Annotated in this window: 15 protein-coding genes; 14 read left to right on the plus strand and 1 reads right to left on the minus strand. The window is 62.5% G+C overall.

The features are described 5' to 3' along the window. The first annotated feature begins 362 nt into the window (after window positions 1-362). The 9 genes from gluQRS to adk all read left to right on the plus strand — a co-directional run bounded on the left by gluQRS (window position 363) and on the right by adk (window position 7160). Complete coding sequence (gene gluQRS, locus IBX54_RS07310; protein WP_296542010.1) at window positions 363-1256, plus strand: tRNA glutamyl-Q(34) synthetase GluQRS; 894 nt, start codon at window positions 363-365, stop codon at window positions 1254-1256. A 92-nt stretch (window positions 1257-1348) separates the two neighbouring features. Then, on the plus strand, window positions 1349-2059 hold the full coding sequence (trmB, locus tag IBX54_RS07315; protein ID WP_296542023.1) for a tRNA (guanosine(46)-N7)-methyltransferase TrmB: 711 nt from the start codon (window positions 1349-1351) through the stop codon (window positions 2057-2059). Continuing rightward, window positions 2046-2990 (plus strand): pseudouridine synthase, encoded by a 945-nt coding sequence (locus IBX54_RS07320; RefSeq protein ID WP_296542011.1) that lies wholly within the window; start codon window positions 2046-2048, stop codon window positions 2988-2990. The genes trmB and IBX54_RS07320 overlap by 14 nt, the downstream gene beginning before the upstream one ends. 196 nt (window positions 2991-3186) lie before the next feature. Further along, entirely contained in the window at window positions 3187-3813 is a 627-nt protein-coding gene (locus IBX54_RS07325) for a MotA/TolQ/ExbB proton channel family protein (RefSeq protein ID WP_296542012.1), read from the plus strand. A gap of 11 nt (window positions 3814-3824) precedes the next feature. After that, entirely contained in the window at window positions 3825-4253 is a 429-nt protein-coding gene (locus IBX54_RS07330) for a biopolymer transporter ExbD (RefSeq protein WP_296542024.1), read from the plus strand. 3 nt (window positions 4254-4256) lie between these two features. Next, window positions 4257-5261 carry a tetraacyldisaccharide 4'-kinase gene (gene lpxK, locus IBX54_RS07335; RefSeq protein WP_296542013.1) on the plus strand — a complete coding sequence of 335 codons (1005 nt, stop codon included), beginning with the start codon at window positions 4257-4259 and terminating at the stop codon, window positions 5259-5261. A gap of 213 nt (window positions 5262-5474) precedes the next feature. Continuing rightward, window positions 5475-5669, plus strand: coding sequence for a Trm112 family protein (locus tag IBX54_RS07340; RefSeq protein ID WP_296542014.1), 195 nt, complete (start codon window positions 5475-5477; stop codon window positions 5667-5669). After that, window positions 5666-6409 (plus strand): 3-deoxy-manno-octulosonate cytidylyltransferase, encoded by a 744-nt coding sequence (kdsB, locus tag IBX54_RS07345; RefSeq protein WP_296542015.1) that lies wholly within the window; start codon window positions 5666-5668, stop codon window positions 6407-6409. The genes IBX54_RS07340 and kdsB overlap by 4 nt, the downstream gene beginning before the upstream one ends. Window positions 6410-6503: 94 nt before the next feature. Then, window positions 6504-7160, plus strand: a complete 657-nt coding sequence (adk, locus tag IBX54_RS07350; RefSeq protein WP_296542016.1) for an adenylate kinase — start codon at window positions 6504-6506, stop codon at window positions 7158-7160. Window positions 7161-7236: 76 nt separating this feature from the next. Here adk and IBX54_RS07355 read toward each other — a convergent pair whose 3' ends face one another. Further along, a complete protein-coding gene (locus tag IBX54_RS07355; RefSeq protein WP_296542017.1) occupies window positions 7237-8205 on the minus strand; it encodes an asparaginase in 969 nt (322 codons plus the stop codon). Between the two features lie 102 nt (window positions 8206-8307). On the opposite strand from IBX54_RS07355, the gene lexA reads away from it, so the two are divergent. The 5 genes from lexA (at window position 8308) to IBX54_RS07380 (ending at window position 13423) form a co-directional block, all read left to right on the plus strand. Next, a complete protein-coding gene (lexA, locus tag IBX54_RS07360; RefSeq protein WP_296542018.1) occupies window positions 8308-8985 on the plus strand; it encodes a transcriptional repressor LexA in 678 nt (225 codons plus the stop codon). Between the two features lie 361 nt (window positions 8986-9346). Beyond that, a complete protein-coding gene (locus IBX54_RS07365; protein WP_296542019.1) occupies window positions 9347-10354 on the plus strand; it encodes a D-2-hydroxyacid dehydrogenase family protein in 1008 nt (335 codons plus the stop codon). Window positions 10355-10377: 23 nt separating this feature from the next. After that, window positions 10378-11097: a Crp/Fnr family transcriptional regulator gene (locus tag IBX54_RS07370; RefSeq protein WP_296542020.1), complete on the plus strand. Its 720-nt coding sequence runs from the start codon at window positions 10378-10380 to the stop codon at window positions 11095-11097. 3 nt (window positions 11098-11100) lie between these two features. Next, window positions 11101-12156: a phosphotransferase gene (locus IBX54_RS07375; RefSeq protein WP_296542021.1), complete on the plus strand. Its 1056-nt coding sequence runs from the start codon at window positions 11101-11103 to the stop codon at window positions 12154-12156. 28 nt (window positions 12157-12184) lie between these two features. Further along, entirely contained in the window at window positions 12185-13423 is a 1239-nt protein-coding gene (locus tag IBX54_RS07380) for an acyl-CoA dehydrogenase family protein (protein ID WP_296542022.1), read from the plus strand. The last annotated feature ends 111 nt before the right edge of the window (window positions 13424-13534 follow it).

Consider the following 13534-nt stretch of genomic DNA (forward strand, 5'->3'; position numbering starts at 1 on the left):
GTGTCTGGGCCACCGCGTGGAAGACGCGTTTGTGTCAGGGCTGGAACTGGCACTGGCGGTGGTTTAGTTCACGATTCGTCACCGCAAGCCAGCCCAATCAGGCCCGATACCGCAGACGGACCTTGAACAGAGACTTCGTCACTGCGAGCCATCCGAATCGGCTCGATACCGCACACAGACCATGAACCAACCCCGTCATCGCGAGGCCGTAGGCCGTGGCGATCCATGCAGTCGGCAGTCATGGATTGCGTCACTGCGTTCGCAATGACGGGGCTGTTCATGGAAAGCGTAGCGCGGCAGTCCATGCTGCTGGAAGTCATGGATTGCTTCACTGCGTTCGCAATGACGGGCTGGCGTTCGCCATGACGTTGAATAGCGCGTCACATTACACCGGCCGCTTTGCGCCCTCGCCCACCGGGGCGCTGCATGCGGGCTCGCTGGTGGCGGCGTTGGCCAGTTGGCTTGATGCGCGCGCCCATGGTGGCCAATGGCTGGTGCGCATCGAGGATGCGGACAGCACGCGCTGCCTGCCCGGCATGGACCAGACCATCCTGCGGCAACTGGCTGCCTGCGGCCTGCACAGTGACCAGCCGCCGCGGTACCAATCCGGTTGCTCGGCGCTTTACCAGCAGGCGCTGGACGCACTGATTGCCAGCGGCCATGCCTATCCCTGCGGCTGTTCGCGCCGCGACATTACGCTGGCGCTGCAGCACAGCGGCCAAACCAAAGTGCGCCACAGCGAGCTGATTTACCCCGGCACCTGTCGCGCTGGCTTGCGGGGCAAACCCGCGCGCGCCTGGCGTTTCCGGGCCCCTGACCAGGCCCTTCTCCATTGGCAAGACCGCCGTCTGGGGGCGCAGGTGCAAGACGTGAGCACCGCGGTGGGCGACTTCATCCTGAAGCGTGCCGACGGCTGCTTTGCCTACCAACTGGCCGTGGTGGTGGACGACGCCGACCAGGGCATCACCGACGTGGTGCGCGGTGAGGACCTGGCGGACAACACCGCGCGCCAGATGCTGCTGCAACGCGCGCTGGGCGTGGCCACGCCGCGCTACCTGCACACGCCGCTGGTGCTGGGCGCCAACGGCGAAAAACTCAGCAAGCAAAATGGCGCCCTGGCTCTGGACGTCGGCCAGCCACTGACCGCGCTGAACCAGGCCGCTGCGGTGCTGGGACTGACTGCGCAGCATGTTGCCGCTGACGCCTTGTCGCACTGGGTGGCGCAATGGAAGTGTCTCTACAATCGCGCACCGTGAACGACACCCAAAACACGCCCCCACAAGCGCCCGAACCGGCCCGCACGCCACGCATCCGCCCGCAGTCGCTCGCCGATGTGGCTTATCCCAAAATGATCAAGAGTTTCGTGCGCCGCGCCGGCCGCGTCACCAGCGGCCAGAGCAAGGCGTTTGACGAACTCGGCCCCCGCTTTTTGCGGCCCTACCAGCCCATTGCGCTCGATTTCGCAGCGGCCTTTGCAGACCCGGCAAACCCCGATGATCGCGATGACACCCACCCCAGGCCCACGGTGCTGGAGATCGGTTTTGGCATGGGCGAGGCCACGGCGCACATTGCCGCGGCACTGCCACAGACCAACTTCCTGTGCTGCGAGGTGCACGAGCCCGGCGTGGGCGCGCTGCTCAAGCGCATCGGCGAGCAAAACTTGCGCAACATCCGCATCTGCGCGCACGATGCCGTCGAAGTCATCGACCACATGCTGCCAGCGCAAAGCCTGGACGGCGTGCATATTTTTTTTCCCGACCCGTGGCACAAAAAGAAGCACAACAAGCGCCGTCTGATTCAACCGCCGCTGATCGCCAAACTGGTAGCGCGCCTGAAGGTGGGCGGCTACCTGCACTGCGCCACCGACTGGCAGCCTTACGCCGAACAGATGCTCGAAGTGCTGAGCGCCGAGCCTTTGCTCAAAAACGCGGCGCTGGCCCAACACCCCGAGCTGCTGGGTTATGCCCCCAAGCCGCATTACCGGCCGTTGACCAAGTTCGAGAACCGCGGCCTCAAACTGGGACACGGCGTGTGGGACCTGGTGTTTGAGCGCGTCTAAATTGCCATTTAAACCGCCCACACGCCGGGGCATCGGCCCGAGTTGTGTGGGTCTGCCCGCCGGTCCGTGGCCCACATTGCTCGACTTTTTGACTGCGCGCTTCCCCAACATCACGCCCCAGACCTGGCTCGATCGCATGGCCCACGGCGATGTCATCGACGAACAGGGCCAGCCTGTCTTGCCGCAACACGGCGCCCAAGCGCCCTACGCCGCGCATCAACGTCTGTCTCGACGTCTGTACTACTACCGCGAAGTGCCCGACGAACCGTCGATTCCCTTTGAAGCCGTGGTGCTCTTTGAAGACGCACACTTGCTGGTCGTCGATAAACCACATTTTTTGCCGGTGGTGCCTTCCGGCGGTTACCTGCGAGAAACGCTGCTGGTGCGGCTCAAAAACAAGCTGCAACTCGATGACCTGGTGCCAATTCACCGCATCGACCGCGACACCGCCGGGCTGGTGTTGTTCTCAAAACAGCCCGCCAGCCGTGGCGCCTACTGCGCGCTGTTCAGCCAGCACCAGGTGCGCAAAACCTACGAAGCAATTGCGCCGTGGCGGCCTGACCTGAGCTGGCCGCACACGCGCAGCAGCCGCATCCGCGAGGCGGGCCACTTCATGCTGCAGCACGAGGTGCCGGGCCAGCCCAACGCCATCACGCACATTGATGTGCTCGAGGTGCGTGGCGACCAGGCGCGCTACCAGCTCAAACCGGTCACCGGCCAGCGCCACCAGTTGCGTGTGCACATGCTGGGCTTGGGCCTGCCGATTCTGAACGACGGCCTCTACCCCGAGCTCACGCCCGAAGGCCAGCTGGACCATGCCAGGCCGCTGCAACTGCTCGCCAAACGGCTTGAATTCACCGATCCGATCAAAGGCGAGCCCAGGCAGTTTGACAGCGACCGGGTGTTGAACGGATGGATGGCTAACACCTGAAAACGGCTTGCCACTCACGCCTGCACACCCAAGTCCAGGGCTGTGGATGGGGCGGCTGTCAGGGGCGATTTTAAAAAGCGAAGCGTATGAGCCCCCGGCGTCCGCCCCGTCCACAGCCCGGGATGTGGTTAACTGTCCAAAAGGCTTTCCTGCTGGGCCATAATTCACCAGCAATATTCTTGAGCGGAGTTTCAATTTGTTTTCCATCCTACAAGCCGCAGGCTGGCCGATCTGGCCCTTGGTTGCCTGCTCGATACTGGCCCTGGCGCTGATCATCGAGCGTTTCATCAACCTGCAAACCATCAAAGTGGCGCCACCCCTTCTGCTCGACGAAGTGTTGACCGTCACGCGCCTGAACGTGCCCGACCCTGACGTGGTAGCCAAGCTCGAACAAAACTCGGCCCTGGGCGAGGTGCTGGCCGCCGGCCTGCGCGCCTTCAACACCAACCCAAAATGCACCGAAGACGAGTTGCGCGCCAGCATGGAGACCACCGGCCGCCAGGTGGCGCACCGGCTGGAGCGCTACCTGAGCGCGCTGGGCACCATCGCGTCGGTGGCGCCACTGATGGGCCTGTTCGGCACCGTGGTTGGCATGATTGAAATCTTTGGCTCGCAACCGACCGGCGTCAACATGGGCGGCAACCCGGCACAACTGGCGCACGGCATCTCGGTGGCGTTATACAACACCGCTTTCGGCTTGATCGTGGCGATTCCATCGCTGATTTTCTGGCGCTACTTTCGCGCCCGCGTCGATGAATATCTACTGACACTGGAACTGGCCTCCGAGCATCTGGCGCGCCATCTCTACACCTTGCGCAAGTAGGCCCAGCCATGATGAATTTCCGGGTGCGCCCCAAGGAAGAGCCTGAGATCAACCTGATCCCGTTCATCGACGTGCTGCTCGTCATCCTGATTTTTCTGATGCTCACCACCACCTACAGCAAGTTCACCGAGATGCAGCTCAAACTGCCGGTGGCCGATGCCGACGCGCAGCGCGATTACCCCCGCGAGGTGCTGGTCTCGGTCAGCGCCGAGGGCCAGTACAGCGTTAACAAGCAGGTGGTGAACGGCCGCAGCGTGGACGACCTGGCCAGCGCCTTGCAGGCGGGCGCCAAAGCGGGTGCCGACTCGGTGCTCATCATCCACGCCGACGCCAACGCCCGGCACCAGGCGGTCATCAGCGTGATGGAAGCCGCGCGCCGCGCCGGCCTGATGCAAATCACCTTTGCCTCGGTGTCATCCACCAACGGTCGCGCGCCCTGAGTCATGTCTGAGGCGGCGTCTGTGCCCGGCAGCAGCCTGACCCGTGCCTGGCAGCGGCGCGGTTGGCTGGCCTGGTTGCTGTGGCCGCTGTCCCTGCTGTATGGGCTTCTGGTGCGCTTGCGCCGGGCACTGTACCGCCTGGGTTGGCTGACCTCCGAGCGCCTGCCTGTGCCCGTGATCGTGGTCGGCAATGTGGTGGCGGGCGGTGCCGGCAAAACTCCGGTGGTGATGGCGTTGGTGCAGCATCTGCAGGCGCGTGGCGTGCCGGTGGGTGTGGTCTCGCGCGGCTACGGACGCCGCAGCCAGGAATGCCTGGAGGTTTTTCCTGACAGTGCCATCGACGACATCGGTGACGAGCCGGCGCTGATCCAGCGCCGCACCTCTGCCCCGGTCTTTGTGGCCGCCAATCGGGCGCAAGCCGGGCGCGCCCTGCTCGACAAGCACCCGCACATCCGGCTGATCGTGTGTGACGATGGCCTGCAACATCTGCCACTGCAGCGCGACTTGGAGATTGGTGTCTTTGACAACCGGGGCGTGGGCAACGGTTTCTTGTTGCCCGCCGGCCCGTTGCGGGAACCCTGGCCGCGTCCGTTTGACCTGCTGCTGCACACTGGCCAGCAACCGGCTTTTACTGGCGGTTTTCGCGCCAGTCGCCAGCTGGCAAACCATGCCCTGCGCGCTGACGGCAGCCGGGTGGCGCTGGCCGACCTGGTGGCTGGCAAACCACTGCTGGCGGTCGCCGCGATTGCCACCCCGGAGGCTTTTTTTGCCATGCTGCGCGAGCGCGGCTTGCCGCTGGCCAAAACAATCGCACTGCCTGACCACGCTGATTTCAGTCAATGGGCCGTCAATGCTGACGGCGCCTGCACCGTGCTCTGCACAGAAAAGGATGCCGTCAAATTGTGGGCCATGGAACCTGACGCACTCGCCGTGCCGCTCGAGTTTGAACCCGAACCCGCTTTCTGGCACGATTTTGATCAAGCGCTCGAACCACTCCTGGGAGCTTAAATGCGCACCGATGGCTAGCAGCGTGCGTCGGGTGTCTGACGCAGCGAAATAAAGGAGGAGGGTCGGACGCAGTCCGAGCCGGGGGACATTCGCGGAGTAAGATAACCGACGCGCGCTGCGGGTCACGGTTAGCCGCTCAATCAAGCTTTCTTACATCAAGAATCAAGACATAAACCAACGCATGCAGCCTGCCGCGCGCGCTATCATTGCTCCATGGACACACGACTACTTGAATTACTGGTTTGCCCCGTCACCAAGGGGCCGCTCACCTACAAACACGACACCCAGGAGCTGATATCGCTTAGCGCCCGCCTGGCCTACCCGATGCGCGACGGCATTCCGGTATTGCTCGAAAGTGAGGCCAGAGCCTTGACCGACGCCGAGATCGAGGAAGGGCGCAAGCCTTGACCTTCAACGTGCTGATTCCGGCGCGGCTGGCCTCCACCCGCCTGCCCGACAAGCCGCTCGCCAACATTGCCGGTGTGCCGATGGTGGTTCGCGTGGCGCAACAGGCGCTGCGCTCAGGCGCACACAGCGTGGTGGTGGCCGCCGACAGCCTTGAGATCGTGAACGCTTGTCAAGCCTATGGCATCACAGCGGTGCTCACCCGCACTGATCACCCCTCGGGCAGCGACCGGCTGGCCGAGGCTTGCGATCTGCTGGCCCTGCCCGATGACGCCATCGTGGTCAATGTGCAAGGGGATGAGCCGCTGATCGACCCGCAACTCATCACCGACGTCGCCCACTTGCTGGCCCGGCGCCCCCAAGCGGCCATGAGCACGGCGGCCCATGCGCTCGACGATGTGGCAGATTTTCACAACCCCAATGTGGTCAAGGTGGTGCTCGATGCCCAGCACATGGCGCTGTATTTCAGCCGCGCGCCGATTGCCTTCGCGCGCGACGCGCCCGACCAGTTGCCCAGCCCGGCGCCGTTGCGGCACATTGGCATTTACGCTTACCGGGTCAGCTTTTTGCGCCTGTTTCCCAAGCTGGCGCAAGCGCCGCTGGAACGGACCGAATCGCTCGAGCAATTGCGCGCCTTGTGGCACGGGCATCGCATTGCCGTGCACATCACCCAGCACGCGCCCGGCCCTGGCGTGGACACGCCCGAAGACCTGGCGCGGGTGCGACGTTTGCTGGGCGCATGAGCCCTTTTTTACGGAAAAACCTGTAAGCCTTGCCGTAGCCATCGCGTGCTATTCTCACACTGCTTCAATTTTCCATAAGTACCAGAGGACAAGTATGAAACTCATTTTGTTGGGCGCACCCGGCGCTGGTAAAGGCACACAAGCCACATTCATCTGCCAAAAATACGGCATTCCACAAATTTCCACTGGCGACATGTTGCGCGCCGCCGTCAAGGCAGGCACCCCGTTGGGCGTACAGGCCAAGCAGGTGATGGATGCAGGCGGCCTGGTCAGCGACGACCTGATCATCAACCTGGTGAAAGAACGAATTGCCCAGCCCGATTGCGCCAAGGGCTTCCTGTTTGACGGTTTTCCGCGCACCATTCCGCAAGCCGATGCCATGAAGGCCGCTGGCGTCAAGCTCGACTACGTGCTTGATATCGACGTACCCTTTGAGGCCATCATCGACCGCATGAGCGGACGCCGTTCGCACCCACCCTCAGGCCGCACCTACCACGTCAAATTCAACCCGCCCAAAGTGGCAGGGGCCGATGATGTCACCGGCGAGCCGCTGGTACAGCGCGAAGATGACAAGGAAGAAACGGTTAAAAAACGGCTCGAAGTCTATAGCACCCAGACTCGCCCGCTGGTTGACTATTACAACAACTGGGCCAAGGCCGACCCCGCTGCCGCACCCAAATACCGCGCCATCAGCGGCACCGGCAGCGTCGAAGACATCACCGCGCGCGCTTTTGCTGCGCTGGAGAGCTAAACGCCCGGGCTACCGCTTGTGGGAGCGGTGCCCTCGCCGCGATTACCGCAAAAACCATCGGCCCGAGGTGGGCCTCTTACATCAACGCCAGCATCAGGGCCACGCGGGCCTTGACCGGCGAAAGCCCCTTGCTGTCGGCAAAAAGGCTGCCTGCCACCGGCAACACACGCCCCTCACCGCAGCGGCTCGCGCGCAACACCCGCACCCCGGCCTGCTCGGCGCGTTGCAGTGCCTCGATCAGTTCAACATGCAATGTGCCATTGCCGGTGCCGGCCACAACCAGGCCTCGCAGCGGTGGTGCCGATGGCAGGGGTTGCAGCAGCGCATCCACCACGGCTGCGCTGCCACCTGCGTAGTTCATCACAATCTCGACCCGCGGCCATGGGTTGATGTGTTCCAATTTTTCCAGTGCGCCCGATGTCTGATGCGTCAGCGCGAGCGGCCAGTTTTTGACCTGGCGCAAACGGCCTTCTTCGACATAACCAAGCGGCCCGGCGTCGCCCGAGCTGAAGGCATCGGGGCGATAGACATGCACTTTCTGCACAGCCAGAGCACTGTGCACCACGCCGGCACACACCGCCATCACACCGCAAGCGCCGTCGGTGCGCGCCAGTGCCACCGCGTCCAGCAAATTCTGCGGGCCATCGGGGTTAAGGCTCGAGGCCGGCCGCATGGCGCAGGTCAGCACCACCGGCTTGTGCAACTGCAGTGCAGCGGGCAGCACGGCATGCAGGAAAAAGGCGGTTTCTTCGAGCGTGTCGGTGCCGTGCGTGATCACCACGCCAGCCACATCGTCTTGCGCCAGGTGCTGCTGAACGCTTAGCGCCAGCGCTGACCAGATGGCAAAGCTCATGTCCTTGCTATCAATCTGGGCCACCTGCTCGCAGACCAGGGCATGGCCTTCAAGCACCTCCGACATGCCTGGCACGCCAGCCAGCAACTCGGCTACACCCACTTGGGCGGCGCGATAGCCAATGTTGTCAGCGGCCGAGGCCGCCGTGCCGGCAATGGTGCCGCCGGTGCCCAGCACCACAATATTTTTCAAATTATTTTGATTCACCACTTGCAGTCTTTCTTGAACTGGTTAAAAATACAGTTACTGGACAAGAAACCAGTGTTTTGTTTCAACATCACCCCAGGAGTCGCCATGCTTATCAGACCCAAACTGACTGATCGCCAGCAACAGATCCTCGATCTTATCCAGCGCGCCATCGCCAGCACCGGGGCGCCGCCCACACGCGCTGAAATTGCCACCGAGCTCGGCTTCAAATCGGCCAACGCGGCCGAGGAGCATTTGCAGGCGCTGGCGCGCAAGGGCGCTATTGAGCTGGTCAGCGGAACCTCGCGTGGCATTCGCCTGAAAAGCGACACCTTGCAAGCCATCAACGCCGCACGCAGCAAGTCGCTGGTGCAGTCGGTGGCAGACTTTGCGGGCCAACTGGCACTGCCCCTGATCGGGCGGGTGGCGGCCGGCTCGCCGATTTTGGCGCAAGAACACATCGACAAAACCTACTACCTTGAAGACAGCCTGTTCCAGCGCAAGCCCGACTACCTGCTCAAGGTGCGCGGCATGTCGATGCGCGATGCCGGCATCATGGACGGTGACCTGCTGGCGGTGCAAAGCACCCGCGAAGCCAAAAACGGCCAGATTGTGGTTGCCAGGCTCGGCGATGAAGTCACCGTCAAGCGCTTCATGCGCCACGACAACCTGATCGAGCTCCATCCCGAAAACCCCGACTACCAGACCATTGTGGTGGAGCCGGGTGAAGCCTTTGAAATCGAGGGCCTGGCGGTCGGCCTGATCCGTAACACCATGCTGATGTAAGCCCCCTGCTGACCTTGCCAGTACCTACCGTTCCAACCGCCAGAGCCAACCAAAAATGAACATCGCATTTTCAGAACCCCTCCATTTCCCAAACGTGGTTCACTTAAATACGCCCAATCCCCGAGCCTGCACCCGAGGCAGTGCGGGCGCATTGCGGCCCTTGCGCGTGCTGCGTGTACTGGAGGCCGGTCAAACCGCCTCCCATGCAGGGCGCTTGGTGATTTCCGGACGCATGGCCGACGTCTGCGCTGAACTCGATCGCCTGGCCGCGTTCGAACATCCTCACTAAATTGCTCCCATCGTCGCTATTTTTTGGCCGACTTTTCACGCCAGTTCTGCACGTCAAGGCACAATCCATGTCATGAATATTGTGATACTGGACGATTACCAAGACGCGGTGCGCAAGCTGGCCTGCTCGGCCAGGCTGGAGTCTTACCATGCCAAGGTCTATACCAACACCGTCAAGGGCCTGGGACAACTGTCGGTGCGACTCAAAGACGCCGACGTGATTGTGCTCAACCGTGAACGCACCCATATGCCCCGCGCACTGATCGAGAAGCTGCCAAAACTCAAGCTGATTGCCCAAACCGGGCGTATTGGCAGCCACCTTGATGTCACTGCCTGCACCGAGCGCGGCATTGCGGTGGCCGAGGGCACCGGCTCGCCGATTGCGCCGGCAGAGTTGACTTGGGCGCTGATCATGGCGGCAACCCGACGACTGCCCCAGTACATCGGCAACCTCAAACACGGCGCCTGGCAACAGTCCGGCCTGAAATCAGGCGCTATGCCTGCCAACTTTGGCTTGGGCACCGTGCTAAAAGGACGCACGCTGGGTATTTGGGGCTTTGGCCGAATTGGCCAATTGGTGGCTGGTTACGGCAAGGCTTTTGGCATGCGCGTGCTGGTTTGGGGCCGTGCCCCCAGCCGGGAACTCGCCATACAGCAGGGCTACGAGGCCTCAGCGACACGCGATTCATTTTTTGAAACGTCCGATGTGCTGTCACTGCATCTGCGCCTGAATGAAGAAACACAAGGCATCGTGCGCCTGGACGACCTGTCACGCATGAAGCCCACTGCCCTGCTGGTCAACACCTCGCGGGCCGAGCTGATTGAGCACGATGCCCTGATCAGTGCGCTCAATCGCGGTCGCCCGGGCCTGGGTGCGGTTGACGTGTATGAAAGCGAACCGATTTTGCAGGGCCACGCCCTGCTGCGTCTGGAAAACTGCATTTGCACACCACACATTGGTTACGTGGAGCAAGACAGCTACGAGATGTATTTCAGCGCAGCCTTTGACAATGTCATCAACTTCATCAAGGGCCGCCCCACCAACATCGTCAACCCCGGTGCCTTGCAGGTACGGCGCTAGTCAAGTCGCCCATACGACAGCCAATGAACGAACCTATCCTTACCATCGAAGAACGCTCAGCCATCAACGCCGGGCGCTGGTTTTCTGGTCTTTCACCCTCTCTTCGACACGATATTTTGCGATGTGCCTATGTTCGACGCCATCTGGATGGCGACCTGATTGCCGCCCGCGGCGATCAGGCCCAGGAGTGGATCGCCTGCGTCAAAGGCGCGGTGCGCGTCAGTTCGACCACCATCTCCGGCAAGCAGATCACGCTGACCTATGTCGAGCCCGGCATCTGGTTTGGCGACGTGGCAATGTTCGACGGCGACCGCCGCACCCACGATGTCTATGCCCACGGCGACAGCACGCTGCTGTGCGTGGCGCGCGCCGATTTCAACAAAATCCTGGCGCAACACGCCGAACTGTACGAAGCCTTGCTGCGTTTGCATGCGCGGCGCATACGCCAGTTGTATGGTTTGGTGGAAGACCTCAACACCCTGCCCCTGCGGGCACGGCTGGCCAAGCAATTGCTGCACCTGGTGCGCAGTTACGGCGCACCCTCGCTGAGCAATGGCGCAGAAATGCGCATTGGCTTGCAGTTGGCACAGGAGGAATTGGCCCAACTGCTGGGCGCGTCGCGCCAGCGCGTGAACCAGGAACTCAAAGCCATGGAGCGCGAGGAAGCCATCCGTATCGAACCCGGTGGCTTGGTGGTGCGCGACCGAGAAGCCTTGATGCGCATCGCAACTTCAGATTCTTAGCCAATGCAGCACCTTAGCACCCCACCCTTCGACACCGCCGCGCTGGCCACCTGGTTGCAAAGCCATTTGCCCGGCTTTGCCGGCCCGTTGACGCTCGAGGCCTTTGAGGGCGGGCAGTCAAACCCCACCTTCAAACTCATCACGCCATCGCAAACCTACGTGATGCGCAGTAAGCCCGGGCCAGCCGCCAAGCTGCTGCCCTCGGCTCACGCCATCGAGCGCGAGTTTGCCGTGATGTCGGGCCTGGCTGGCACGGCAGTCCCGGTGCCGCGCATGTTGTGCCTATGTGAAGACGAGTCAATCATTGGCCGCGCTTTCTACATCATGGCGTTCATGGAAGGGCGCATTTTTTGGGACCAGTCTTTGCCCGGCATGACACCCACGGAACGCGCGGCCATCTACCTCGAGATGAACCGCGTGCTGGCGGCGCTGCACAGCGTGGACTACGCGCAGCGCGGTTTGGCAAGCTATGGCAAACCCGGCAATTATTTTGAGCGCCAGATCGGCCGCTGGAGCCGACAGTATGTGGCCTCCATCACGCAACCCATCGCGCAGATGGACTTGCTCATGGCGTGGCTGCCCGAGCACATTCCCGAGATGGCGCGCGACCCTGCCATGGTCAGCATCGTGCATGGCGATTACCGGCTCGACAACCTGATGTTCCACCCCACCGAGCCGCGCATCATCGCCGTGCTCGACTGGGAACTCTCCACGCTCGGCCATCCGCTGGCCGACTTCAGCTACCACTGCATGGCCTGGCACATCACGCCCGGCGCATTCCGCGGCATTGGCGGGCTCGACCTGGCGAGCCTGGGCATTCCCTCGGAACAAGATTACATCCGCCGCTATTGCGAGCAGACGCACCTGACCACGCCCGAGCGACTGGCGCAGGACTGGAACTTTTATTTGGCCTATAACCTGTTTCGCATGGCTGCCATTCTGCAAGGCATCGGCAAACGGGTGGAAGCCGGCACGGCAGCCAGCGCGCAGGCCGTCAGCGCTGCCGCCGGTGCCCGCCCGCTGGCCGAGCTGGCCTGGCAGTTCGCCCAACGTGCCTGACAGCTAAAGAACTTTTTGAAAGCAACCCATGGACTTTGACTACTCGCCCAAAACCAAAACGCTGCAAGCCAAACTGCTGCAGTTCATGGATGAGCACATTTACCCGGCCGAAGGCGCGCACCACGCCGAAGTCGAAGCCAATACGGCGGCCGGCAAGCGCTGGACGCCCCTGCAAACCATCGAAAGGCTCAAGCTCAAAGCCCGTGAACAGGGCCTTTGGAACCTGTTTTTGCCCGTGGACAGCGCCCAGGCCGCCGGCTTTGATGGCGCCGGCCTGACCAACCAGGAATACGCGCCACTGGCCGAAATCATGGGCCGCGTGCCTTGGGCGAGTGAAGTCTTCAACTGCTCGGCGCCAGACACCGGCAACATGGAAACCATCGCCCGCTATGGCGCAACAGAGCACAAAACGCGCTGGCTCAAACCCCTGCTCGACGGCACCATCCGCTCGGCCTTTGCCATGACCGAGCCCGACGTCGCCTCCAGCGATGCCACCAACATCGAGACCAGCATGACGCGCGACGGCGACGACTATGTGGTCAATGGCCGCAAGTGGTGGATCAGCGGCGCCGGAGACCCGCGCTGCGCGATCTACATCGTGATGGGCAAGACCGACCCCACGGCTGCCCGCCACGCCCAGCAAAGCATGATTTTGGTGCCGGCCAACACGCCCGGTGTGCAGGTGCTGCGCCCCCTCAACGTCATGGGCTACGACGACGCGCCCCATGGCCACATGGAGATTTCATTCAGAAATGTGCGCGTGCCGGCGAGCAACATTCTGCTGGGCGAAGGCCGCGGCTTCGAGATCGCCCAGGGGCGCCTCGGGCCCGGGCGCATTCACCACTGCATGCGGCTCATCGGCCTGGCAGAGCGGGCGCTGGAACTGATGTGCCAACGCGCCAGCCAACGCATTGCTTTTGGCAAGCCGTTAGCTGCGCAAACCGTCACGCAGGAGCGAATTGCCGACGCCCGCTGCAAGATCGACATGGCGCGCCTGCTCACGCTCAAGGCGGCCTGGATGATGGATGTGGGCGGCAACAAGCTGGCCAAAAACGAAATCGCCATGATCAAGGTGGTGGCGCCAAAAATGGCCTGCGAGGTGATTGACTGGGCCATGCAGGCCTTTGGCGGTGCCGGCATGTGCGACGACTTTCCGCTGGCCTACGCCTACACCTGCGCGCGCACGCTGCGCTTTGCCGATGGCCCCGATGAAGTCCACCGCAACGCCATCGCCAAACACGAACTGCGCAAATACAGCGCCGGCTGATTCAACAGCCATCGGCCCGAGGCGGGCCTCCCACAAATTTCAAACAGCCATCATGGCCCTGTGGGAGCGGCGCCCTCGCCGCGATTGACTTCCGACAGCCATCGGCCCGAG

The organism is Rhodoferax sp., assembly GCF_014859475.1.
Lineage (GTDB): Bacteria > Pseudomonadota > Gammaproteobacteria > Burkholderiales > Burkholderiaceae_C > Rhodoferax.